24 protein-coding genes are annotated in these 22,582 nt (G+C 73.5%); 17 read left to right on the top strand and 7 right to left on the bottom strand.

Annotated elements, in window-relative coordinates:
- Positions 1–34: 34 nt before the first annotated feature.
- The 4 genes from ACIP60_RS12245 to ACIP60_RS12230 form a co-directional block, all read right to left on the bottom strand.
- Complete coding sequence (locus tag ACIP60_RS12245) at positions 35–808, bottom strand: response regulator transcription factor (protein WP_400682566.1); 774 nt, start codon at positions 806–808, stop codon at positions 35–37.
- Between the two features lie 115 nt (positions 809–923).
- The gene (locus tag ACIP60_RS12240; RefSeq protein ID WP_400682563.1) at positions 924–2,120 is read right to left on the bottom strand and encodes a S1C family serine protease; all 1,197 of its coding nucleotides are present in this window, start codon (positions 2,118–2,120) and stop codon (positions 924–926) included.
- Positions 2,121–2,209: 89 nt separating this feature from the next.
- The gene (locus ACIP60_RS12235) at positions 2,210–3,262 is read right to left on the bottom strand and encodes a LacI family DNA-binding transcriptional regulator (protein ID WP_100836850.1); all 1,053 of its coding nucleotides are present in this window, start codon (positions 3,260–3,262) and stop codon (positions 2,210–2,212) included.
- Positions 3,263–3,389: 127 nt separating this feature from the next.
- On the bottom strand, positions 3,390–4,121 hold the full coding sequence (locus ACIP60_RS12230) for a response regulator transcription factor (RefSeq protein WP_100836849.1): 732 nt from the start codon (positions 4,119–4,121) through the stop codon (positions 3,390–3,392).
- 678 nt (positions 4,122–4,799) lie between these two features.
- Between ACIP60_RS12230 and ACIP60_RS12225 the strand changes: the two genes are divergently transcribed.
- From ACIP60_RS12225 to ACIP60_RS12205, 5 genes are all read left to right on the top strand, one after another.
- Positions 4,800–5,045 carry a MoaD/ThiS family protein gene (locus tag ACIP60_RS12225; RefSeq protein WP_100838544.1) on the top strand — a complete coding sequence of 82 codons (246 nt, stop codon included), beginning with the start codon at positions 4,800–4,802 and terminating at the stop codon, positions 5,043–5,045.
- Between the two features lie 123 nt (positions 5,046–5,168).
- Positions 5,169–5,840, top strand: coding sequence for a DUF2993 domain-containing protein (locus ACIP60_RS12220; protein WP_400682558.1), 672 nt, complete (start codon positions 5,169–5,171; stop codon positions 5,838–5,840).
- 678 nt (positions 5,841–6,518) lie between these two features.
- Entirely contained in the window at positions 6,519–7,352 is an 834-nt protein-coding gene (locus ACIP60_RS12215; RefSeq protein WP_100836847.1) for a sulfurtransferase, read from the top strand.
- A 39-nt stretch (positions 7,353–7,391) separates the two neighbouring features.
- Positions 7,392–7,682 carry a DUF1416 domain-containing protein gene (locus tag ACIP60_RS12210; RefSeq protein WP_014137449.1) on the top strand — a complete coding sequence of 97 codons (291 nt, stop codon included), beginning with the start codon at positions 7,392–7,394 and terminating at the stop codon, positions 7,680–7,682.
- A 77-nt stretch (positions 7,683–7,759) separates the two neighbouring features.
- Entirely contained in the window at positions 7,760–8,041 is a 282-nt protein-coding gene (locus ACIP60_RS12205) for a DUF3099 domain-containing protein (RefSeq protein ID WP_111554824.1), read from the top strand.
- Here ACIP60_RS12205 and ACIP60_RS12200 read toward each other — a convergent pair.
- Complete coding sequence (locus ACIP60_RS12200; RefSeq protein WP_100836845.1) at positions 8,035–8,397, bottom strand: DsrE family protein; 363 nt, start codon at positions 8,395–8,397, stop codon at positions 8,035–8,037. The two genes, ACIP60_RS12205 and ACIP60_RS12200, sit on opposite strands and share 7 nt — an antisense overlap.
- 242 nt (positions 8,398–8,639) lie before the next feature.
- On the opposite strand from ACIP60_RS12200, the gene ACIP60_RS12195 reads away from it, so the two are divergent.
- From ACIP60_RS12195 to ACIP60_RS12185, 3 genes are all read left to right on the top strand, one after another.
- The gene (locus ACIP60_RS12195) at positions 8,640–9,242 is read left to right on the top strand and encodes an FABP family protein (RefSeq protein WP_400682553.1); all 603 of its coding nucleotides are present in this window, start codon (positions 8,640–8,642) and stop codon (positions 9,240–9,242) included.
- Positions 9,243–9,327: 85 nt separating this feature from the next.
- Complete coding sequence (locus ACIP60_RS12190) at positions 9,328–9,774, top strand: Fur family transcriptional regulator (RefSeq protein ID WP_100836843.1); 447 nt, start codon at positions 9,328–9,330, stop codon at positions 9,772–9,774.
- 80 nt (positions 9,775–9,854) lie between these two features.
- Positions 9,855–10,811: a YgfZ/GcvT domain-containing protein gene (locus tag ACIP60_RS12185; protein WP_400682550.1), complete on the top strand. Its 957-nt coding sequence runs from the start codon at positions 9,855–9,857 to the stop codon at positions 10,809–10,811.
- 138 nt (positions 10,812–10,949) lie between these two features.
- Here ACIP60_RS12185 and dtd read toward each other — a convergent pair whose 3' ends face one another.
- Positions 10,950–11,381 carry a D-aminoacyl-tRNA deacylase gene (gene dtd / locus ACIP60_RS12180; RefSeq protein ID WP_400682548.1) on the bottom strand — a complete coding sequence of 144 codons (432 nt, stop codon included), beginning with the start codon at positions 11,379–11,381 and terminating at the stop codon, positions 10,950–10,952.
- 347 nt (positions 11,382–11,728) lie between these two features.
- Between dtd and ACIP60_RS12175 the strand changes: the two genes are divergently transcribed.
- From ACIP60_RS12175 to ACIP60_RS12165, 3 genes are all read left to right on the top strand, one after another.
- Positions 11,729–12,247, top strand: coding sequence for an ABC transporter substrate-binding protein (locus ACIP60_RS12175; RefSeq protein WP_282202210.1), 519 nt, complete (start codon positions 11,729–11,731; stop codon positions 12,245–12,247).
- Positions 12,248–12,307: 60 nt separating this feature from the next.
- Positions 12,308–13,258, top strand: a complete 951-nt coding sequence (locus ACIP60_RS12170; RefSeq protein WP_400682544.1) for an asparaginase — start codon at positions 12,308–12,310, stop codon at positions 13,256–13,258.
- Between the two features lie 152 nt (positions 13,259–13,410).
- Positions 13,411–13,632, top strand: a complete 222-nt coding sequence (locus ACIP60_RS12165; protein WP_400682541.1) for a dodecin — start codon at positions 13,411–13,413, stop codon at positions 13,630–13,632.
- A 148-nt stretch (positions 13,633–13,780) separates the two neighbouring features.
- Here ACIP60_RS12165 and ACIP60_RS12160 read toward each other — a convergent pair whose 3' ends face one another.
- Positions 13,781–14,272 carry an inorganic diphosphatase gene (locus tag ACIP60_RS12160; protein ID WP_030458155.1) on the bottom strand — a complete coding sequence of 164 codons (492 nt, stop codon included), beginning with the start codon at positions 14,270–14,272 and terminating at the stop codon, positions 13,781–13,783.
- A 76-nt stretch (positions 14,273–14,348) separates the two neighbouring features.
- Between ACIP60_RS12160 and dacB the strand changes: the two genes are divergently transcribed.
- The 6 genes from dacB to folE all read left to right on the top strand — a co-directional run bounded on the left by dacB (position 14,349) and on the right by folE (position 22,511).
- Positions 14,349–15,926, top strand: coding sequence for a D-alanyl-D-alanine carboxypeptidase/D-alanyl-D-alanine-endopeptidase (gene dacB, locus ACIP60_RS12155; RefSeq protein ID WP_400682537.1), 1,578 nt, complete (start codon positions 14,349–14,351; stop codon positions 15,924–15,926).
- A gap of 376 nt (positions 15,927–16,302) precedes the next feature.
- The gene (locus ACIP60_RS12150; RefSeq protein ID WP_400682535.1) at positions 16,303–17,475 is read left to right on the top strand and encodes a zinc-dependent metalloprotease; all 1,173 of its coding nucleotides are present in this window, start codon (positions 16,303–16,305) and stop codon (positions 17,473–17,475) included.
- A 276-nt stretch (positions 17,476–17,751) separates the two neighbouring features.
- A complete protein-coding gene (gene tilS, locus ACIP60_RS12145; protein WP_400682532.1) occupies positions 17,752–18,885 on the top strand; it encodes a tRNA lysidine(34) synthetase TilS in 1,134 nt (377 codons plus the stop codon).
- Between the two features lie 78 nt (positions 18,886–18,963).
- Positions 18,964–19,503: a hypoxanthine phosphoribosyltransferase gene (hpt, locus tag ACIP60_RS12140; protein ID WP_400682712.1), complete on the top strand. Its 540-nt coding sequence runs from the start codon at positions 18,964–18,966 to the stop codon at positions 19,501–19,503.
- A 223-nt stretch (positions 19,504–19,726) separates the two neighbouring features.
- Positions 19,727–21,769, top strand: a complete 2,043-nt coding sequence (ftsH, locus tag ACIP60_RS12135; RefSeq protein WP_400682530.1) for an ATP-dependent zinc metalloprotease FtsH — start codon at positions 19,727–19,729, stop codon at positions 21,767–21,769.
- A 133-nt stretch (positions 21,770–21,902) separates the two neighbouring features.
- Positions 21,903–22,511 carry a GTP cyclohydrolase I FolE gene (folE, locus tag ACIP60_RS12130; protein WP_111554814.1) on the top strand — a complete coding sequence of 203 codons (609 nt, stop codon included), beginning with the start codon at positions 21,903–21,905 and terminating at the stop codon, positions 22,509–22,511.
- The last annotated feature ends 71 nt before the right edge of the window (positions 22,512–22,582 follow it).

Genomic DNA, 22,582 nt, shown 5'->3' with positions numbered 1-22,582 from the left:
CCGCGGAACCACCCCGTGAGCCGGCCGATCGGCTTCACGCCGCGGCGCCGGTCGCGGCGCGCAGGGCGTAGCCGACGCCGCGGACGGTCTGGATGATCCGGGGCATGCCGTGCTGCTCGGTCTTGCGGCGCAGGTACATGACGTAGACGTCGAGGGAGTTGGAGGAGGGCTCGAAGTCGAAGCCCCAGACGGCCTTGAGGATCTGTTCCCGGGTCAGCACCTGGCGCGGGTGGGAGAGGAACATCTCCAGCAGCATGAACTCGGTGCGGGTGAGCTCGATGGGCGTGCCGTCCCGGGTGACCTCGCGGGTGGCGGTGTTCATCCGCAGGTCGCCGAAGGCCAGCACCTCGCCGCCGTCCTCGTCGGCGGCGGTGCGGGCGGCGGCCTCCGCGGCGAGCGCGTTGCGGCGCAGCAGGGCGCGGACCCGGGCGAGGAGCTCGTCGAGTTCGAAGGGCTTGGCGAGGTAGTCGTCGGCGCCGACGTCGAGGCCGGTGACGCGGTCGCCGACGGCGTCGCGGGCGGTGAGCATCAGGACGGGCACGGTGTCGCCGCGGGAGCGCATCCGGCGGACGGCGGTGAGGCCGTCCATCCGGGGCATCATGATGTCCAGCAGCACCAGGTCGGGGTGGTCGCGTTCGACGGCGGCCAGGGCCTCGTAGCCGTCGGTGGCGGTGGCGACCTGGTAGCCCTCGAAGGCGAGGCTGGATTCCAGCGCGTCGCGCAGCGCGGGTTCGTCGTCGACCACGAGGACGCGGGCGCCGCCGCCCGGGGCCTCGGCGGGGGTGCGGTCGTCGGCGGGGGGAGTCATCGGCTCGGGGCCCTTTCTGAGTCCGGTGCGGTCCTGGCCATTGTCCGTCGGGTGGGACGGATCGGGGGAGACGGCCGGCGGAGGTCGGTCGGCGGGGTGCGGTCGGCGGAGGCGGTCAGACCGTCTTGCCGGCCTGCATCTGGGACAGCACCTGCTTGACGCTGTTGATCGGGATGGCGAAGCCGAGCCCGACGCTGCCGGCGTCGGAGCTGCCGCTGGAGCTGGAGCCGCTGCCGGAGTACATCGCCGAGTTGAGGCCGATGACCTGGCCGGCGGTGTTGATCAGCGGGCCGCCGGAGTTGCCGGGGTTGAGCGCGGCGTCGGTCTGCAGGGCCTGGTAGGTGGCGGTGTCGGCGGAGGAGCCGGAGGAACCGGAGGAGCTTCCGGAGCCGGAGGAGCCGCGCCGGCCGGGCAGGTCGGGGAAGCCGAAGCCGCCGTTGTTGCTGGTGGTGCTCTCGTCGACCTGGACGGAGACCTGCCGGTCCTTGGCGGAGATGATGCCCGAGGTGACGGTGCCGGTCAGCCCCTCGGGGTTGCCGATGGCGACCACCGAGTCGCCGACGGCGGTGCTGTCGGAGTCGCCGAGGACGGCGGTGGTCAGGCCGCTGACGCCGGAGGCGGTGATGACGGCGGTGTCCAGGGACTTGTCGGTGCCGGTGACGGTGGCGGGGGCGGTGGAGCCGTCCTGGAAGGTGACGGTGGTCTGGCCGCCGCCGCTCACCGCGCCGGAGACGACGTGGTAGTTGGTGAGGATCTGGCCGTCGGCGGTGAGCACCACGCCGGTGCCGGTGGCGGTGCCGCCGCTGGTCTTGACGGTGATCTGCACGACGGCGGGGGAGACCGCGGCGGCGATCGCCGAGACGTTGGCGCTGCCGTCGGCGTTCGCGGAGACCGGGCGCACCAGGGTGCTGCTCGCGCCGGTGGTGCCGGAGCGGTCGCCGACCAGGGCGCCGCCGCTGACGCCGCCGACCAGGGCGGCGATCGCGGCGACGGCGGTGACCAGGGCGAGCCGGCTGCGCAGCAGGCCGCGGCGGGCGCGGTGCCCGGCGGGCGGCTGCTGGTCGGCACCGGCTCCGGCGTCGGCGGTGGCGGCCCCGGGCTCGGCGGCGGGGGCCGCGGGCGGCAGCGCCGGGTAGGCGGCCTCCTGGTAGGGCGGGTACGGCTGCTCCGCCGGGTGCGCGGGGTACGCCGAGGGTGTCGGGGGCACCGGGTGCGCCGGGTGCGCGGGGACGGTGGGCGGCTGCGGCGGGAGCCAGCCCGCGCCGCCGTCCTGGGGGTGGGGCTCCTGGGTGTTGCGGTGCTGGTCGCTCATGACGACCACGTTCCGCGCGGTTCATGAAGACCGGATGAGAGGGTGGTACAGGTTCCCCGAGAAGCGCGTCAGCTTCTCATAAAGCCTGGTCAGGCGGGAGATCCGGCCCGGTCGCCGGCGCAGCCGCAGGAACGCCGCACGACCAGGCGCGACGGGAACTTGCGGACCCGCTCGGTGTCGCTGCCGGGCACCATCAGCGAGTCGTCGAGGACCAGGTCGACGGCGGCCCGGGCCATCGCGTCCCGGTCGGAGGCGACGGTGGTCAGCGGCGGGGAGGCGAAGGCGGCCTCGGGGATGTCGTCGAAGCCGGCCACCGCGAGGTCCTCGGGGACGCGCAGGCCGAGTTCGGTGGCGGCCCGCAGCACGCCGATCGCCTGGTCGTCGGTGGAGCAGAAGATCGCCGGCGGGCGCCGGTCGGAGCCGAGCAGCTCCAGCGCGACCTGGTAGGCGCCGTAGCGGTGGAACGGGGCGTCCACCAGGTACGGCTCGGTGGGCAGGCCGTGCGCGGTCATGGCCAGCTCCCAGCCGGCCACGTGGTCGATCACCGGGTCGCCGGGGGCGGGGGACTCGACCGGGCCGCCGAAGCAGGCCACGTACGGGTGGCCGTGCTCCTCCAGCAGGTGGCGCACGACCAGTTCGGAGCCGCCGACGTCGTCGGTGACCACGGCGACGTCGTCGATCGCCTCGGGGCGGCGGTGCAGCAGCACCACCTTGGCGCCCTCCATGGCGGCGAACTCCTCGGCGGCGCGCTGCGAGGGGCCCTGGCTGACCAGGATCAGGCCGGAGACCCGCATCCCGAGGAAGGCCCGGACGTAGTGCACCTCGCGGTCGTCCACGTAGTCGGAGTTGCCGATCAGCACCAGCTTGCCGCGCTCGGAGGCGGCGCGTTCCACGGCGTGGGCCATCTCCGCGAAGAACGGCTGCCGGGCGTCGGGGACGACCATGCCGATCAGGTTGGTGCGCCGGGAGGCCATCGCCTGGGCGACCGAGTTCGGGCGGTACCCGAGCTGCTCGATCGCGGCGAGCACCTTCTCCCTGGTGGCCGGGGCGACCGGCCGGGGACCGTTGTTGATCACATAGCTGACGACCGCGGTCGAGGTGCCAGCCAGTCGGGCTACGTCGTCGCGCGTCACCTTGGCCACGGGGGGGAGTCTACGCGGGTGGTTCGCCGGTCCGGCCCGGGGTGACACCTGGTGGGACGGCGGTTTCGGGAGCGATCCGGGCAAAGCCGGGCGAGTGTTTCCGCGGTGCGGCCCGCCCGGCCGTGCGTCAGTGCTCGCGGGTGGCGCCGGTGCGGTTCGGCTCGGCCCGCTCCGGCCCCTTCTCGGGCCGCTCGGGCACCACGAACCGGTAGCCGACGTTGCGGACGGTGCCGATCAGCTGCTCGTTCTCGACCCCGAGCTTGGCCCGCAGCCGGCGGACGTGGACGTCCACGGTGCGGGTGCCGCCGAAGTAGTCGTAGCCCCACACCTCCTGGAGCAGCTGGGCCCGGGTGAAGACCCGGCCGGGGTGCTGGGCCAGGTACTTGAGCAGCTCGAACTCCTTGAAGGTGAGGTCGAGGACGCGGCCCTTGAGCTTGGCGGAGTAGGTGGCCTCGTCGACCGAGAGGTCGCCGTTGCGGATCTCCATCGGGCTGTCGTCGGTGGCCGCGTTCAGCCGGCCGAGGGCCAGCCGCAGCCGGGCCTCGACCTCGGCCGGTCCGGCGGTGTCGAGCAGCACGTCGTCGACGCCCCACTCGGCGGTGACGGCGGCGAGGCCGCCCTCGGTGACCACCAGGATCAGCGGGCTGCCGATGCCGGTGGAGCGCAGCAGCTGGCACAGGCTGCGGATCTGCGGCAGGTCGCGCCGGCCGTCGACCAGGATCACGTCGGCGCTCGGGGTGTCGACCAGGGCGGACCCCTCGGCGGGGGCCACCCGGACGCTGTGCAGCAGCAGCCCGAGGGCGGGCAGCACCTCGGCGGAGGGTTGCAGGGCGTTCGTCAACAGGAGCAGAGAACTCATACCCGGTTAGTCCCCTTTCCGGGTCGTCGCGGTCGCGGCCGCCTGGGAGAGCGGTGGCCGCGGTACAGGGTGGGGGGAACGCCGACCGGGTCGGCGGGGGCGTCGGAGGGCGGGGCGGCGGTGGCTCGCCCGAGGTCCCGCAACCCCTGGCGTCCCGCTGGTGCCCCGTCCATCGGCGTACCCTCCGGTCTGGTCCCGTCCCGGGGTGCGCACCTCGTCGTGCGGCCCGCGGCGGTGGTGTTCCGGCGGCGGGTGCGGGTGGGGCACCGTTCGCAAGAACGTCCGTATGGCGTCCTGAAAGCACGAAAGGACCCGGGGGCGACTCTGCCCGGATCCCTCATCGCGTTCGAGGATAGCCGACCGGCTGCGGCCTGGGGAGAGGCGCGAGCGGGGCGCGCGGCGGCGATCGGCGCTCCGGGCCGTGAGGCGCGTTGCTCCGGCGGGGCGGCGCGGCCCCGGGGGGTTTGCCTCCGGGTGGGGGGAGCGCGCGATGATGGGGGCCGCACCGGCCGCACCGTACGTGTACCCCGATTCCACGGGTGGGCCGGCCGGCACCGGGCCGGCCGCCGTACCGGGCGAGGACCGTCGAGAGGGGTTGCCGTGACCGCGACCGCCGAAGCACGCACCGCCGCCGGGGAACCCGCCGCCGCCGGCTCACCCGGACGAGTGAGCGGGACGGTGCGCTACTGGGCCGCCGCCAAGTCCGCGGCCGGCCGGGCCGAGGAGGCCGTCGAGGCCGCGACGCTGGCCGGGGCGCTGGCCGCGGTGCGCGCCGCGCACGCCGACCGGCCGGAGCTGCTGCGGCTGCTGGGGGTGTGCTCGTTCCTGCTGGACGGCGAGCAGACCGGCGGCCGGGACCACGCCGAGGTGCCGCTGTCCGCGGGCTGGACGGTCGAGGTGCTGCCGCCGTTCGCCGGAGGCTGATCACCGGTTTCCCCGGCTGCCGTTCCGGAACTGGGGCACGCGTGCGATCGTCCCTATGTCCGTAGCCCGAATGCCGTTCGTCTCCGAACGGACGTCGGATCGACCGTCTGCTGGGGGAGTGCGATGCACGGCTCGGTGAAGTTGCTGATCGGCCTGGGGGTGGTGGCCGGCCTGCTGGTCGGCGCCGACCGGATAGCCGTCGGGGTCGCGGAGGACCAGGCGGCGGACGCGGTCGTCTCCTCGGGCTGGATGACCACCAAGCCGGACGTCAGCATCGACGACTTCCCGTTCCTGACCAGCGCGCTGGCCGGGGAGCTGGACAAGGTCACGATGAGCTCGGACGGGATGACCGTGACCGACGGCCGCGAGACGGTGACCGTGCACGCCTTCCGGGCCGACCTGTCCGACGTGAAGTTCACCGACTCCTACCGGGGCGTCACCGTCGGGCGCGGCGACGGCCGGGGCGTGATCGGCTACCAGGACCTGTCGAAGTTCATGGTGGGCGGCGGCCGGCTCACCCTGGCGTACGCGGGCCCGGGCAAGGTGAAGGCCGAGGTGCCGGGCGGCTCGATCGAGGGCCGACTGCGCAGCGAGGGCAACCAGGTGATCGTGGACAACCTCCAACTCACCGGCGCGGCCTCCAAGTTGAACGGCCTGGCCGGCGACCTGCTGAAGCCCCAGCGGTTCGCCCTGACCGGCCTGCCGACCGGCCTCGCCCTGGCCGAGGCCACCCCGGAGCAGGACGGCGTCCGGCTGCGCTTCACCCTCGCCCCCGGCACCACGCTCGGCCACTAGGCCCTGTCCGGCCGATCTTGCCGGGCGCGCGACGCCGGGCATCCCGCCTGGAAGCACCGGCGAAACACCCGAGTACATCCAGTACGAGGGCGTTCCGCCGGCACTCCCAGCCGGGCCCCCGACGCCGCGCGCTGATCCGACAAGATCGGCCGGACAGGGCCTAGGCCGGACAGGGCCTGGCGTCCGCTGGGCGAGACGGGCTGTCCAGGCCGGCTGCCGGAACGTCCCGAATCACCCGTCCGCCCGGTCCCCGCACCGGGCCCGGGCCGCTTCGACTGAGGACGGAAATCGGTAAATCCCACCATGCGGATGTTCCGGTCTCAGCATTCGACACAATGATGACAGCGCCCCCTCCGAGTCCCTAGCATCGTGGTCATGAAGCGACAGGCGGACCTCACGAAGCGGCGGGCGGTAGACCACTGCCGCGTGTCGAGCTGCCTGTGTCGAATGCGCTGACCCGGCGGTCGCGCCCCGTACTCCCGGCACGTCCGCCCCGCTCCGACGCCGCGAACCGGTAGCCACGGGCACCGGTGCGTCCGGAGCGGCGAGAACCCCGTCGATCCACCCCGGCCGAAGCCGCACCCACCTCCGTCCCAGAATGCGGACAGATGTGCGGACGCGCACGGTCCGGAGCACTCCCGCAGCCTTCCGCCAACCGCCCCCGGATGGAGAACCCACATGAGCCGCAGCGACGTCCTGGTCGACGCCGACTGGGTCCAGGCCCACCTGGACGACCCGAAGGTCGTCATCGTCGAGGTCGACGAAGACACGGCCGCCTACGACAAGAACCACATCCGCAACGCGGTCCGGATCGACTGGAAGAAGGACCTCCAGGACCCGGTCCGCCGCGACTTCATCGACCAGGCCGGCTTCGAGGCGCTGCTGTCCGCCAAGGGCATCGCCAACGACGACACCGTGGTCCTCTACGGCGGCAACAACAACTGGTTCGCGTCCTACGCCTACTGGTACTTCAAGCTGTACGGCCACGGCGACGTCCGCCTGCTGGACGGCGGCCGCAAGAAGTGGGAGCTCGACTCCCGCGAGCTGGTCGTCGAGCAGCCCGAGCGGGCCGCCACCCAGTACACCGCGCAGCCGGCCGACTCCTCGATCCGCGCCTTCCGCGACGACGTGGTCAACGCGATCGGCAGCCTGAACCTGGTCGACGTCCGCTCGCCCGACGAGTTCTCCGGCAAGCTGCTCGCCCCGGCCCACCTCCCGCAGGAGCAGTCGCAGCGCCCGGGCCACGTCCCGTCCGCCAAGAACATCCCGTGGGCGAAGAACGCCAACGACGACGGCACCTTCAAGAGCGACGACGAGCTCAAGGCGCTCTACGAGGCCGAGGGCGTCGACCTGGCCACCGACACCATCGCGTACTGCCGGATCGGCGAGCGCTCCGCGCTCACCTGGTTCGTGCTGCACGAGCTGCTCGGCCAGGAGAACGTCAAGAACTACGACGGTTCGTGGACCGAGTACGGCAGCCTGGTCGGCGTGCCGATCGAGCTCGGCAACTGAGCTCCGGCTCGCACGACGGCAAGGACGAGGGAGACAGACATGTGCGGTGCGAAGGCCGGCGGCCCGGACCTGGCAGGAGTTGACGTGGCCAACGAGACGATCATCCAGGGTTCCGTGACCCGCAACGACGAGCCGGTCAACGGCTACGTGCGGCTGCTCGACGAGAACGGCGAGTTCACGGCCGAGGTCCCGACCTCGGCGACCGGGCAGTTCCGGTTCTTCGCCCGCCCGGGCAAGTGGACGCTGCGGGCCCTGGTGCCCGGCGCCACCGTGGACCGCCAGGTGGTCGCCACCCAGGGCGAGTTCACCGAGGTCGCGATCGCGGTCTGAGACGACCGCACCAGGCAGTGCACCGCGGGGCCCCGGCCGTCTTCAACGGCCGGGGCCCCGCGGCCTACCCTGGAGGGGTGCAGGCACATCGACGGCACGTGCGCTACTTCGTGATGATGGGCGTCTGCCTGACGCTGTTCGTCCTCGCCTGGGGCGTGGTGCGCTTCTGGTCGGTCGGCGCCGCCATCGGCATGTGCGCGGTCGCCATGGTGATCCCGCCGGTGGCCGCCGTCCTCGCCAACCGGCGCGACCGCGACGACGACTGGTGGAACGACCCGCGCTGGGACGACCCGCGCTGGGAGCGGCGCGGCCACGACCGGGACGCGCCGGACCGCGAGCCCCCGGAGGAGCGTCAGTAGACCAGCGCCCTGGCGTCGTCCGCCATCACCTCGGACAGGAACACCTGCGCGCCGGCGATCCGCACGCCCTCGATCACGTCGGCCTGCGCGATGTCCCGGCGCGCCGCGCACTGGGTGCACAGGGTGACGCTCCCGGCCGCCAGGACGGCCTCCAGCAGGTCCGGCAGCGGCGCGGAGTGCGGCAGCTCGAACTCGGCGGCCCTCCCGGGCAGGGCGAACCAGGCGGACTCGCCGGTCAGCCAGAGCGAGACCGGCACGCCGCTGGCGACGGCGACCGAGGCGACCGTGAAGGCCTGCGAGCAGCGTTCGGGGGCGTCCGCCCCGGCGGTGACCTTGATGACCAGCTTCTTCGACATGCCCCAGAGACTACGGGCGCGGGGGGCGCCGGATAGACTCGCGCCGTACCACAGCCCGTCGAACCCGCCCCTGGGAGCGCACCGTGTCCGGTCTTGAGATCTTCTTCGACAGCCTGCTGGCTCTGATGGCCGTGCTGATCACCTGGTTCGCCATCTTCTCCGTCATGAAGCTCTACCAGGGCCAGCGCTGACGACTGCCGTACGGTTGACCCGGTAACCGTCCGACGACACCAGCCAGGACCATGATCGAGATTCCTTCCGACCTCCACCGCGACGTCGTCCCGCTCGCCTTCCTCCTCGGCACCTGGGAGGGCGCGGGCGTCCACGCCCCCCTTCCCGGTCAAGAGGGCCCCGGCAGCGAGAAGTGCAACTTCGGCCAGGAGATCGTCTTCCGGCACGACGGCCGTCCCTTCCTGGAGTTCCGCTCCCGCACCTGGGTGCTGGACGAGCAGGGGGAGAAGGTCCGCCCGCTGGAGACCGAGCACTCCTTCTGGCGGGTGACCAGCAACCAGCACGGCACCAGCGGTGAGCGCGAGATCGAGGTCTCCTCGGTCCGCGACGACGGCACCGTGGAGATCTGGTACGGCAAGCTGCACGACGGCAAGCCGCAGATCGACCTGGCCACCGACGCGGTCGCCCGGATCGAGGACGCGGCCCCGTACAGCGGCGGCAAGCGGCTCTACGGCCTGGTCAAGGACGAGCTGCTCTGGGTCGGCGAGAAGGCCGCCCCCGAGGTGCCGCTGCGGCCGTACATGTCCGCGCAGCTGAAGAAGGTGCTCAACCCGGCGCAGCTGATCCACGACATCAACGACCTGCCGGACGACGGGATCGCGTTCTTCCGCTGATCCACCGTCCACGCACGGAGTGGGGACCGGCCCGGCGGCCGGTCCCTACACTTGTCATACGACCTCTCACCGGGCAGGGACACACGTGGCGAACAGCGAGAGCACCGACTGGAAGTCCGACCTGCGCGAGCGCGGCTACCGGCTGACGCCGCAGCGCCAGCTGGTGCTGGAGGCCGTCGACCTGCTCGACCACGCCACCCCGGACGAGATCCTGGGCCAGGTCCGCAAGACCGCCAGCGGCGTCAACATCTCCACCGTCTACCGGACGCTGGAGCTGCTCGAGGAGCTCGGCCTGGTCTCGCACGCGCACCTCGGCCACGGCGCCCCCACCTACCACCTGGCCGGCCGGCACACCCACCTGCACCTGGTCTGCCGGGACTGCGACCGGGTCACCGAGACCGACACCGAGATCGCCGCCCCGCTGATCGACAGCCTGCGCACCGAGCACGGCTTCGACACCGACCTCAAGCACTTCGCCATCTTCGGCCGCTGCGCGGACTGCACCGCCAAGCTGGAGGACGGGCAGCCGTAGGGCCGACCGGGCACGCGGGGGGCGAGAGCCATCGGCCCGCGACGCCGTCCTCCTGCACCGGTCGGTCTAGGCTGGCGGGTATGAAGAGCCCGCTGCTTGCCCTGCCCGGCGCCGTCCCGGCCGAAGGTCCCGACGAAGGGGTCGCCGCCCACTACGGCGACCTGTTCCGCGAGCAGCGCGCGCTGGCCGCCGGGCGCGGCTTCACCGACCTGTCGCACCGCGGCGTGATCACCGTGACCGGCCCGGACCGGCTGAGCTGGCTGCACCTGCTGCTCACCCAGCACGTCAGCGAACTGCCGCCGCAGCGGGCCACCGAGGCGCTGGTGCTCTCCCCGAACGGGCACGTGGAGCACACGCTCTACCTGGTCGACGACGGGGAGACCACCTGGATCCACGTGGAGCCCGGCGGCGCGCCCGCGCTGGTGAAGTACCTGGAGTCGATGAAGTTCTGGAACCGGGTCGAGGTCGCCGACGCCACCGAGCGGTACGCGGTGGTCTTCCTGCCGGCCGGCTCCACCGCCCCGGTCGAGCGGGCCGCCGCGGTGCGCGAACTGCCGTGGGGCCGCGACGTGTTCCTGCCGCGGGCCGAACTGGCCGCGGCAGCCGAGGAGTTCGGTCCGGCGGCGGGCGTCTGGGCGTACGAGGCGCTGCGGGTCGAGGGGCACCGGCCGCGGCTCGGCTTCGAGACCGACCACCGAACCATCCCGCACGAGGTGGACTGGCTGGACAGCGCCGTGCACCTGCAGAAGGGCTGCTACCGGGGCCAGGAGACGGTCGCCCGGGTGCACAACCTGGGCCGGCCGCCGCGCCGGCTGGTGTTCCTGCACCTGGACGGCACCGAGGAGAAGCTGCCCGCGCACGGCACCGAGGTCCGGGTCCAGGGCCAGGAGCGGCCGGTCGGCTTCGTCACCTCCTCGGCCCGGCACCACGAGCTGGGCCCGATCGCACTGGCCCTGGTCAAGCGCAACACCCCGGTGGACGCGGTGCTGCTGGCCGACGGCGTCCCGGGCACCCAGGACGTGATCGTCCCGGCCTGAGGGGCCTTCGCCTCCGTGAGGCCCTCTCGCCGACGTGAGAGGGCTTCACTTGCACGACGGCCTCTCACTCTCGGAAGAGGCTCTCACTTCCGCGATAAGCTCTCACTACTGCAACGGGTCCTCACTCCCGCGAGGGGATCAGACCTCCAGCAGGACGGTGAACGGCCCGTCGTTCACCAGCGACACCTGCATGTCGGCGCCGAACCGCCCGGTCGCCACCTCGGCGCCCAGCGTGCGCAGTTCGGCCACCACGGCGTCCACCAGCGGTTCGGCGACCGGGCCGGGCGCGGCGGCGTTCCAGGTGGGGCGGCGGCCCTTGCGGGCGTCGCCGTAGAGGGTGAACTGGCTGATCACCAGCAGCGGGGCGCCCAGCTCCGAACAGGACCGCTCGGGGCTGCCCGGGAACAGCCGCAGCGTCCAGAGCTTGCGGGCCAGTTGGGCGGCCTGCCCGGGGGTGTCCTCGTGGGTGACGCCGACCAGGACGCACAGGCCCGGCCCCTCGATCGCGCCGACCGTCTCGCCGTCCACCGTCACGGCCGCCCGGGCGACCCGCTGCACCACTGCTCGCATGCCGCCATTGTGCCGGTGCGCCCACCCAGGGGGCGCACGGCCTCCGGTTGCGCGCCGGGGTCGCGCATGGTGCGCCCCGATTCGTGCAGGTGAGCCGGTGGCGCGGGTTCTTCGTACTAGCCAGGGGTGTTCGCCAGGGGGCCGTTCGGGTACTCGGGCGTGCGGCGCCGGGGCCCGGGGTGGCACGCTGTGCGACGGTCCGGGGCCACCCGGGCCCCGCCGGGGCGTCCGCCGTCCCGGCGAACCGCGTCACCCGCACGAGTGGCAGCGCCCGCCGGGGGGAACCCTGGAGGTCGGGCGGCCCGTGCTACCGGCGGGCACTGGTACTACGGCAGGTGGTCGGATTGATGGACGTGAGCGCGGTCGACGGGCTGGCCGGCCTGGCCCTGGAGGAACTGCGGGTGCTCCGCCGGGACGCGCTGGAGCAGGAGGCCGACCTGTCCTACCTGCGCCGCCTGCTGCACGGCCGGATGGACATCCTGCGGGCCGAACTCCAGCGCCGTGAGATCCCGCTGACGGGCGCGAGCGAGGCCCAGTGCGCGCTGCTGGACCGGCTGCCGGCCATCCTCGCCGACGCCCCGTCCGCGACCCGCCGCCCGGCCCGGCACCTCACCCTCGGCCCGCCGCGCGGCGAGCGCTACCGGCGGGAGGCGGACGCCCTGATGGGCGACGTCCAGCTGGCCGACCTGTCCGCGCACGCCACCGCCGACCTGCTGGCCGCGATCGAGCGGCTCGACGTGCACCAGCGCGAGGTCTCCGGCCGCCGCCACGCGCTCCAGCGCACCGCGGACGACTGCGGGGCGGAGATCACCCGCAGGTACCGTGAGGGGGAGGCCCGGGTCGACGACCTGCTCAGCGAGCGCTGAGCGGGGCGGACGCGGCCGGGGTCCACCCACCCTCACCGCACCCGCCCTGGAGAACCACCCGTGTCGCAGCCCGCCCCGCCCGCCCTCGCCGAGGTCATACGCTCCGGCTTCACCGAGGGCCGCCACCGCGGTTCGCTGGTCCTGCTCGACGCCGACGGCGCCGTCGAGTACGCGCTCGGCACCCCCGAGCTGCCGGTCTACCCGCGCTCCACCGCCAAGCCCTTCCAGGCGGTGGCCACCCTCCGGGCCGGCCTCGACCTGCGCGGCGAACAGCTCGCGCTGGCCGCCTCCAGCCACTCCGCCGAGCCCTTCCACCGCGCCGCCGTCCGCAGGGTGCTGGCCGACGCCGGCCTCACCGAGTCCGCCCTGCGGCTGCCCGCCGACCTCCCGCTGGACCCGGTGGAGGCCGAGGAGCTGCTGCGCTCCGGCGGGGAGCGCGCCCCGATCCTGATGGACTGCTCCGGCAAGCACGCCGCCTGGCTGGCCGCCTCCGCCGCCAACGGCTGGGACCTGGCGACCTACCTCGACCCGTCCCACCCGATCCAGGTGCTGGCCCGCACCGCCCTGGAGCAGGCCACCGGCGAACCGGCCGCCCACCTGGGCACCGACGGCTGCGGCGCCCCGCTGCTGGCCGTCTCGCTCACCGGCCTGGCCCGCGGCTACCGCGCCCTGCTGCTGGCCGACCCCGGCACCGAGCGGCGCCGGGTCGCCGACGCGATGCGCGCCCACCCCGAGTACGTGGCGGGCACCCGCCGGGCCGACACCTGGCTGATGCGGGCGGTGCCCGGGGCGCTGTCCAAGATGGGCGCCGAGGCCGTCCAGGTGGTGGCGCTGGCCGACGGCCGGGCCCTCGCCTTCAAGATCGAGGACGGCGCGGAGCGCGCCCGCGGCCCGGTGCTGGCCGCCGCGCTGCGCCGACTGGGCGTCCAGGACCCGGTGCTGGACCGGATCGCCGCCGCCCCGCTGCACGGCGGCGGGAACGTGGTCGGCGAGGTCCGCGCGGCGTTCTGAGAGCCCGTCGGCGCCCCGGTCGAGCCCCGGTCGAGACCCCGCCGACGCCGCGGCCGACGCCCCGTCGGCGGAAGCCGGGATGCCCGGGGCGGCGCTTCGGTGCACGGTGGACGGCGGGGGAGCCACCCGTCGCCGCACAGGGAGAGACCGCCATGACCGACCACACCTACCGGGTCACCGAGATCGTCGGGTCCTCGCACGAGGGCGTGGACGCCGCGATCCGCAACGGCCTCACCCGGGCGAACCGGACGCTGCGCAACCTGGACTGGTTCGAGGTGGTCCAGGTCCGCGGCCACCTCAAGGACGGCGAGGTCGAGCACTACCAGGTCGGCCTCAAGGTCGGCTTCCGGCTCGACGACAACGACGGCACCTGAGGACCGTCCGGGCGCACCGGGAAGGCACCGGGAACGCACCGGGCACGCAGCGGAAGCGCCACCGGGAAGCAGCAGGGGCGGGAGCCCGGAAACTCCGGACTCCCGCCCCTGCGCGTGCGGTGCGGGCCACCCCGAGGGGTGTCACGGCTCAGTGGCCGCCCTGCTCCTCCAGGCGCTTGATCGAGGCCGTGATCTCGGCCTCGGCCTCGGCGCGGCCGACCCAGTCGGCGCCCTGGACGGACTTGCCCGGCTCCAGGTCCTTGTAGACCTCGAAGAAGTGCTGGATCTCCAGGCGGTCGAACTCCGACACGTCCTGGAGGTCCTGGAGGTGCGACCAGCGCGGGTCGGTCGCCGGGACGCACAGCAGCTTGTCGTCGCCGCCGGCCTCGTCGGTCATGTGGAACATGCCGATGGCGCGGCACTTGATCAGGCAGCCCGGGAAGGTCGGCTCCTCCAGGATGACCAGCGCGTCCAGCGGGTCGCCGTCGTCCGCGAGGGTGCCCTCGACGTAGCCGTAGTCGGCCGGGTAGCGGGTCGAGGTGAAGAGCATGCGGTCCAGACGGAGCCGACCGGTCTCATGGTCGACCTCGTACTTGTTGCGCGAGCCCTTCGGGATCTCGATCAGGACGTCGAACTCCAACGGTTCCTCCAAGGGTTGGGACTGACAGAATCAAGTGTCTCCTACGGCGGGGTGTGCTCGGGAAAGGGGCCGGTCGGTGAGAGCAGGGACAGGGGTGGGACGCGGGCGCAGAGCCGCCCTGGCAGCCGCGCTGGGGGTGGTGCTGGCCGCCGGGACCCTGGCCGCCGACCCGGCCCTGGCCCAGCCCACGCCGGGCGCCGGGACGAGTCGGCCCGCCGGGGACGGCCACGGCCGGAGCGAGGACCGGCAGGGCGGCGACGCCGGCGACCACGGCGACGGCAAGGGCGGCGGCAAGGGCGAAGGCGGCAAGGGCGACGGCCGGCAGCACCGGGACGACCGGCACCGGGCCGTCCCGGTCAAGGGCCCGGTGCTGGCCGAGGGCGACGCCGCCGACAGCAAGGCCCCGACCGGCGGCGGGCTGCGCACCGCGCTCGGCGGCACCGTCCAGGACAAGGCGCTGGGCACCCTGAACTTCGCGGTCGCCGACGCTGCCACCGGTGAGTTCCTGTTCGGCGCGCAGGAGAACACCCCGGCCACGCCCGCCTCCACCACCAAGCTCGCCACCGCGGTCGCCGCCCTGGCCCTGCTGCCCGCCGAGCAGCGGATCGCCACCACCGTGGTCCGGGGCGCCGCCCCGGGCGAGATCACCCTGGTCGGCGGCGGCGACCCCACCCTGACCGCCCTGCCCGCCGACCAGGTCCGGATCGGCGGCCTGCCCGTCGACCCGGACAGCGCCCCCGCCTCGGTGGCCGAGCTGGCCCACCGCACCGCCACCGCGCTCAAGGCCGCCGGCACCACCGAGGTGCGGCTCTCGTACGACACCTCGCTCTACACCGGCCCGCTGCTGCACAAGGACCACGACGCGATGAACATCGCCGCGGTCACCCCGCTGATGGTCGACGAGGGCCGGATCGACCCGCGCTCGCCCGACGAGGCCCCGGCCCGGGTGTTCGACCCCGCCGGGCAGGCCGCCGACTCCTTCGCCGGCTTCCTCAGGGCGGAGGGCGTCGCCGTGCAGGGCAAGCCCGCCGCGGCCACCGCGCCCGCCACCGCGCCCGCCGGGACGGCCGCGGGCACGGCCGCCGCGACCGAACTGGCCCGGGTGGAGTCGCCGACGATCGGGCGGCTGGTCGAGCGGATGCTCACCACCTCCGACAACACGCTGGCCGAGGCGGTCGCCCGGCAGGCCGCGATCGCCGCGAAGCAGCCCGCCAGCTTCGAGGGCGCGGCGAAGGCGGTCAGCACCGAACTGGCCGGGCTCGGAGTCCCGTTGGACGGCGTGGTGCTCACCGACGGCAGCGGCCTGGCCAAGGCCAACCTGATCCCGCCGATCACCCTGGTCAAGCTGCTCGCCGCGGCCGCCGCCCCCGCCCACCCGGAGCTGCGCCCGGTGATCACCGGCCTCCCGGTCGCCGGATTCTCCGGCACCCTGGTGAACCGTTTCGGCGCGAAGTCCGGCGCGGCGGAGGCCGCCGGCATCGTCCGCGCCAAGACCGGCACCCTCCAGGGCGTCAACACCCTGGCGGGCACCGTGGTCGACGCCGACGGCCGCGTCCTGGCCTTCGCCCTGATGACCCGCACCGACGCCGACCCCACCGCGGCCCGCGCCGCCGTCGACCGCATCGTCGCCAAGATCGCCGCCTGCGGCTGCTGACCCCCGCCGGTCCGGCCGGGCGGTGCGCGGCTCCGGGGCGGTGACGGGGCGGCTGTTTCCCGGGGCGGGCGCGGCGTCCTGCGGACGGCCGCGCGCGGACCGGTCGCCGCCGACCTCGCGCAGCCCTGGTCGGACGGGGATGCCCGCCGGGTGGAGTGCCCCCGCCGGGCCGCAGCCGCCCCGCCGCTCCCCGCCGGGCCGGACCGCCGGGGCGCGGGCGGCCCGGGGACGGGGGAGCGGCGGCCGCTGTGCGGTGGGTGGGCCGGGCCCGGGGTGCTCCCGGTGTCCGGCGGCGGAGCGTTGACGGGGTGTCACGGCACGGAGCGGCGAGGGTGCGCGCCTCCCCCGGGCGGGGGTGAGCACGTACGGTGAAGACATGACGAGCGCGAGCGGCAGTGCGGAGATGGTCGACTGGAATCTCGCCGTGGCGACCGCGGTGCGGCTCGCCCGGCCGGGGCCGCGGATCGGGCGGGACGAGGCCCGGGCGGCCGTCGCCGAGTTGCGCCGGCACGCGGCGGAGGCCGAGCGGCACGTGCGCGAGTACACCCGGATGGGGTCGACCGGGGTGGCGGGCACGCCGGTGCTGGTGGTGGACCGGCCGGGCTGGGTGCGGGCCAACGTGGCGGGCTTCCGGACGGTGGTGCGCCCGCTGACCGAGAAGCTGGCGGCCCGCCGGGAGGGCGGCGGCCGGGGCGCGGCGGCGGCCGGTTCGGCGGGGGCGAAGGCCACCGGGGTGGAGGTCGGCGTGGTGCTGGCCTTCCTGTCGGCGAAGGTGCTCGGCCAGTACGAGACCTTCGCCCCGGCCGAGCTGCCGAGCGCCCCGGACAGCCCGGAGGGCCTGTTCGACCAGCCCCGGCGCGGTCTGGCCGCCCCGCCCGGGCGGCTGCTGCTGGTGGCGCCGAACATCGTCCAGGTGGAGCGCGAACTCGACGTCGCCCCGCACGACTTCCGGCTCTGGGTGTGCCTGCACGAGGAGACCCACCGGACCCAGTTCACCGCGGTGCCGTGGCTGCGCGACCACATCCAGTCCGAGGTGCAGGAGTTCCTGGCGCAGACCGACGTCGACCCGGCGGCCTTCCTGGAGCGGCTGCGCGAGGCGCTCGGCGGCCTGCCGCTCCCGGGCCTGGGCGGCCGGCGCGAGGGCCGCGCGGGCCGGGAGGGCGCGCCCAGCGTGACCGACCTGGTGCAGACGCCCGCGCAGCGGGAGATCCTGTCCCGGCTGACGGCGGTGATGTCGCTGCTGGAGGGCCACGCGGACGTGGTGATGGACGGGGTGGGGCCCGCGGTGGTGCCCTCGGTGGCGGAGATCCGGGAGAAGTTCCAGCGCCGCCGCGACCGCGGCAGCGGCCGGCTCGACCTGGCGCTGCGCCGGCTGCTCGGGATGGACGCCAAGCTGCGGCAGTACCAGGACGGCGCGGTGTTCGTCCGGGGCGTGGTGGAGCGGGTCGGGATGGACGGCTTCAACCGGGTCTGGACCTCGCCGAACACGCTGCCCACCAAGGAGGAGATCCACGACCCGGCGTCCTGGGTGGCCCGGGTCACCGGCTGACCAGGCTCACCGGGGCTCACCGGGGCTCACCGGGGCTCACCGGCCGGGCCCGTCCGGACCGGTCGGGCCCGGTCACGACCGGTCCCTCCGTCCGGTGAGTCGTACACCTGAGGCAGCCGTAACGTTTCTCCATTCACCCGTACGTGGGACGGTGGATCCGCCGTTGGCGCGGGTGGCGTGGGCGGTGGCCGGATTCTGCGACCATCTGTGAGCGCCTGGTGACCGAGAGCTGACAGGCGGCCGACACAACCCTCCCTCCGCCAAGGAGTGCCAACCATGGGCCCACACCCCGCTGTCGCGGCGATACGCCTCGCCGTCCGCCGTACCCTCGCCGAACTCGCCGCGGAGGCGGGTGTCGTCCCCGGCGGGCAGGCCCGCCCGCGGACGCCCGCGCCCGTGCCGGTGCCCGCGCTGGCCGGCACCGCGACGGTGCCCGGCACGCTGATCGGCAACGCCCGCCGGCACCCCTCCGGCCTGCCCCGCACGCCCGCCGCGCCAGGCTCCCCGCTGGTGCTGGTGGCGGTCTCCGGCGGCGCCGACTCGATGGCGCTGGCCACCGCCACGGCCTTCGAGGCCCCCAAGCTCGGCCTGCGGGTCGGCGCGGTCACCGTCGACCACGGCCTGCAGGCCGGTTCGGCCGAGCGGGCCGAGCAGGTCGCCGTCCGGCTGCGCGAGCTCGGCCTGGACCCGGTGGAGGCGGTCGCCGTCCGGGTGGGCCGCGAGGGCGGCCCGGAGAACGCCGCCCGGGACGCCCGCTACGCCGCGCTCGACCTGGCCGCCGAGCGGCACGGCGCGCTCGCCGTCCTGCTCGGCCACACCCGCGACGACCAGGCGGAGACCGTGCTGCTGGGCCTGGCCCGCGGCTCCGGGGCCCGCTCGCTGGCCGGGATGCCCGCCCAGAAGGGCCGCTACCGCCGCCCGCTGCTGGAGCTGGACCGGGCCGCCACCCGGCGGGCCTGCGCCGCGCAGTCCATCCCGGTCTGGGACGACCCGCACAACACCGACCCGGCGTACACCCGCTCCCGGGTCCGGCACGAGGTGCTGCCGGTGCTGGAGAAGCACCTGGGCGGCGGCGTGGTGGAGGCGCTGGCCCGCACCGCCCGGCTGTTCCGCGACGACGCCGACGCCCTCGACCAGTGGGCCGCCCTCGCCGAGCGCGACCTGCGCTCCCCGGACGGCGCCCTGGACGCGGGCAAGCTCGCCGAACTGCCCCCCGCGGTCCGCCGCCGGGTGCTGCGCCGGGCCGCGCTGCGCGCGGGCTGCCCGGCCGGCGACCTGTTCGCCCGGCACCTGGAGAGCGTGGACCTGCTGGTCACCGGCTGGCGCGGCCAGGGCCCGCTGCACCTACCCGGGGGCGTCGAAGCCGTGCGCCGGTGTGGCACGCTGGTGTTTCGGCGGCAGGGCGACTGAGCACGAACAGGTCGTACCGCCGCCGCCGAACCCAGACCCCGAACGTTTGAGGACGTATCCCCGGTGGACCAGAACGACATGGGCGCAGACCTCGCGAAGGTGCTCATCAGCAAGGACGAGATCGACGCCAAGCTGGTGGAGCTGGCCGCGCGGATCGACCAGGACTACGCGGGTAAGGACCTCCTGCTGGTGGGCGTCCTCAAGGGCGCCGTGATGGTGATGGCCGACCTGGCCCGGACGCTGCACAGCCAGGTCACCATGGACTGGATGGCCGTCTCCTCGTACGGGATGGGCACCAAGTCCTCCGGCGTGGTGCGGATCCTCAAGGACCTGGACACCGACATCGCCGGCAAGGACGTGCTGATCGTCGAGGACATCATCGACTCCGGCCTGACGCTGTCCTGGCTGCTCGGCAACCTGGGCTCGCGCGGCCCGGCCTCGCTCAAGGTCTGCACCCTGCTGCGCAAGCCGGACGCGGCCAAGGTGGAGATCGACGTCGAGTACGTCGGGTTCGACATCCCCAACGAGTTCGTGGTCGGCTACGGCCTGGACTACGCGGAGAAGCTGCGCAACCTGCCGTTCATCGGCACGCTCGCGCCCCACGTGTACGGCGGCTGAACCGTTCGGGCGACGGGTGGGAACAGTGCCCCGTTCCCACCCGTTGTGCGGGGGTAGGAAAATAGCCCGCACCGTGGTGCGATCCCGCCGGGACCGGGGGTCGCTGCGGTACGGTCCAATCAAACGCTCGTCTTACGAGCACATATCGGATGCGCCGAGGCCCCACAGCCGAGCAGCGCCCGTTGAACTGGCAGGAGGGACGGGGCGGTGACGCCCCGCATGGATGGACGTCAAGCGATACTTCCGTGCGCCGATCATGTGGGTCGTGCTGGCCGCCCTCGCCGTGTTCGCATTGATGGAGCTCGTCTCGGATTCGAGCGGCTACAAAACTGCGGACACCGGGCAGATCGTCAGCGCCATCGACAACAACCAGGTGAAGTCGGCGCAGCTCACCACCGGTGACTCGAACCTCATCAAGATCCAGCTGCAGGACGGCCAGAAGCTGAAGGCCGGCTCGAACGGCAAGTCGCCGTCCGGCACCCGCTTCCAGGCCTCCTACACCGGCGAGCAGCAGGCCGCCGATCTGGCCAAGACACTCCAGGACAAGTACGCCGGCGGGCAGATCGCCGACGGCTACACGGTCAGCCCCGAGAAGCAGTCGACGATCGTCAGCCTGCTCTTCTCGATGCTCCCGATCGTGATCATCGTCCTGGTCTTCCTGTTCCTGATGAACCAGATGCAGGGCGGCGGCTCCCGGGTCATGCAGTTCGGCAAGTCCAAGGCCAAACTGCTCACCAAGGACACCCCGAAGACCACCTTCGCGGACGTCGCGGGCGCCGACGAGGCGGTCGAGGAGCTCCACGAGATCAAGGAGTTCCTCCAGGAACCGGCCAAGTTCCAGGCGGTCGGCGCCAAGATCCCCAAGGGCGTGCTGCTGTACGGCCCGCCCGGCACCGGCAAGACCCTGCTGGCCCGCGCCGTCGCGGGCGAGGCGGGCGTGCCGTTCTACTCGATCTCGGGCTCCGACTTCGTCGAGATGTTCGTCGGCGTCGGCGCCAGCCGGGTCCGCGACCTGTTCGAGCAGGCCAAGGCGAACGCCCCGGCGATCATCTTCGTCGACGAGATCGACGCCGTCGGCCGGCACCGCGGCGCGGGCCTCGGCGGCGGCCACGACGAGCGCGAGCAGACCCTCAACCAGCTGCTGGTCGAGATGGACGGCTTCGACGTCAAGGGCGGCGTCATCCTGATCGCCGCCACCAACCGCCCCGACATCCTGGACCCGGCGCTGCTGCGCCCCGGCCGCTTCGACCGGCAGATCGCCGTCGACCGCCCGGACCTCCAGGGCCGACTGGACATCCTCAAGGTGCACCAGAAGGGCAAGCCGATCGCGCCGGACGTCGACCTCTCGGCCGTCGCCAAGCGCACCCCCGGCTTCACCGGCGCCGACCTGTCGAACGTGCTGAACGAGGCGGCGCTGCTCACCGCGCGCTCCGAGAAGAAGCTGATCGACAACCAGACGCTGGACGAGGCGATCGACCGCGTCGTGGCCGGTCCGCAGAAGCGCTCGCGGATCATGTCCGAGAAGGAGAAGAAGATCACCGCGTACCACGAGGGCGGCCACGCCCTGGTCGCGGCGGCCTGCAACTACTCCGACCCGGTGCACAAGATCACCATCCTGTCCCGGGGCCGCGCCCTGGGCTACACGATGGTGCTGCCGGACGAGGACAAGTACTCGACCACCCGCAACGAGATGCTCGACCAGCTGTCCTACATGCTGGGCGGCCGGGCGGCGGAGGAGCTGGTCTTCCACGACCCGACCACCGGCGCCTCGAACGACATCGAGAAGGCCACCGCCACCGCGCGGGCCATGGTCACCCAGTACGGCATGAGCGAGCGCCTGGGCGCGATCAAGTTCGGCACCTCCGACTCCGAGCCGTTCCTCGGCCGTGAGATGGGCCACCAGCGCGACTACTCGGAAGAGGTCGCCGGGCTGGTGGACGAGGAGGTCAAGAAGCTGATCGAGACCGCGCACAACGACGCCTGGGAGATCCTGGTCGAGAACCGGGACGTGCTGGACAACCTGGTGCTCGAACTGCTGGAGAAGGAGACGCTGAACAAGGAGCAGATCGCCGAGATCTTCACTCCGGTGATCAAGCGTCCCCCGCGTCCGGCCTGGACCGGGTCGGCCCGCCGCACCCCGTCCACCCGGCCGCCGGTGCAGTCGCCGAAGGAGCTGGCGCTGACCAACGGCGCCGCCCCGGCCGCGGGTGACCCGGTCGACGTCGTGAAGCTCCCGCCGGTCGACGGCGGCCAGGTCGAGAGCTGATCGGGCCGACCACCGGTTCGGAATGGATGCCGCGTTTCCGGGGTTTGTACCCTGGAGGCGCGGCATTCGTGCTGCGCCGACCCTCTCCACCCGCTTGACCGAGATTTCCCGACTGACGAGCAGCGAGGCACGCATGATCGATCCGGTGACGCTCGACGGTGAGTCCCCCGTCCGCGAGTTCGACCAGAAGCGGGCCGAGAACGCCGTCCGCGAGCTGCTCCTCGCCGTCGGGGAGGACCCGGACCGCGAGGGGCTGCTGGAGACCCCGGCCCGGGTGGCCCGCGCCTACCGGGAGATATTCGCCGGCCTGTGGCAGCAGCCGGAGGACGTGCTGACCACCACCTTCGACCTCGGCCACGACGAGATGGTGCTGGTCAAGGACATCGAGGTGTACTCCACCTGCGAGCACCACCTGGTGCCGTTCCGCGGCGTCGCGCACGTCGGCTACATCCCGTCCACCAGCGGCAAGATCACCGGCCTGTCCAAGCTGGCCCGGCTGGTCGACGTGTACGCCCGCCGGCCGCAGGTGCAGGAGCGGCTGACCAGCCAGGTCGCCGACGCGCTGATGCGCATCCTGGAGCCGCGCGGCGCGATCGTGGTGTTCGAGTGCGAGCACATGTGCATGTCGATGCGCGGCATCCGCAAGCCCGGCGCCAAGACGCTCACCTCCGCCGTCCGCGGCCAGCTGCGCGACCCGGCCACCCGCAACGAGGCGATGAGCCTGATCATCGGCGGTCGCTGACGCACCGCCGGCCCGCTGACCGGGGCGCCACCCGCACGGGTGGCGCCCCGGTGCGTCTCCGGGAGCGGGGG

The organism is Kitasatospora sp. NPDC088783, from assembly GCF_044750705.1.
Taxonomy (GTDB): Bacteria; Actinomycetota; Actinomycetes; order Streptomycetales; family Streptomycetaceae; genus Kitasatospora; species Kitasatospora fiedleri.
This window is presented reverse-complemented; position numbering and strand designations above follow the sequence as displayed.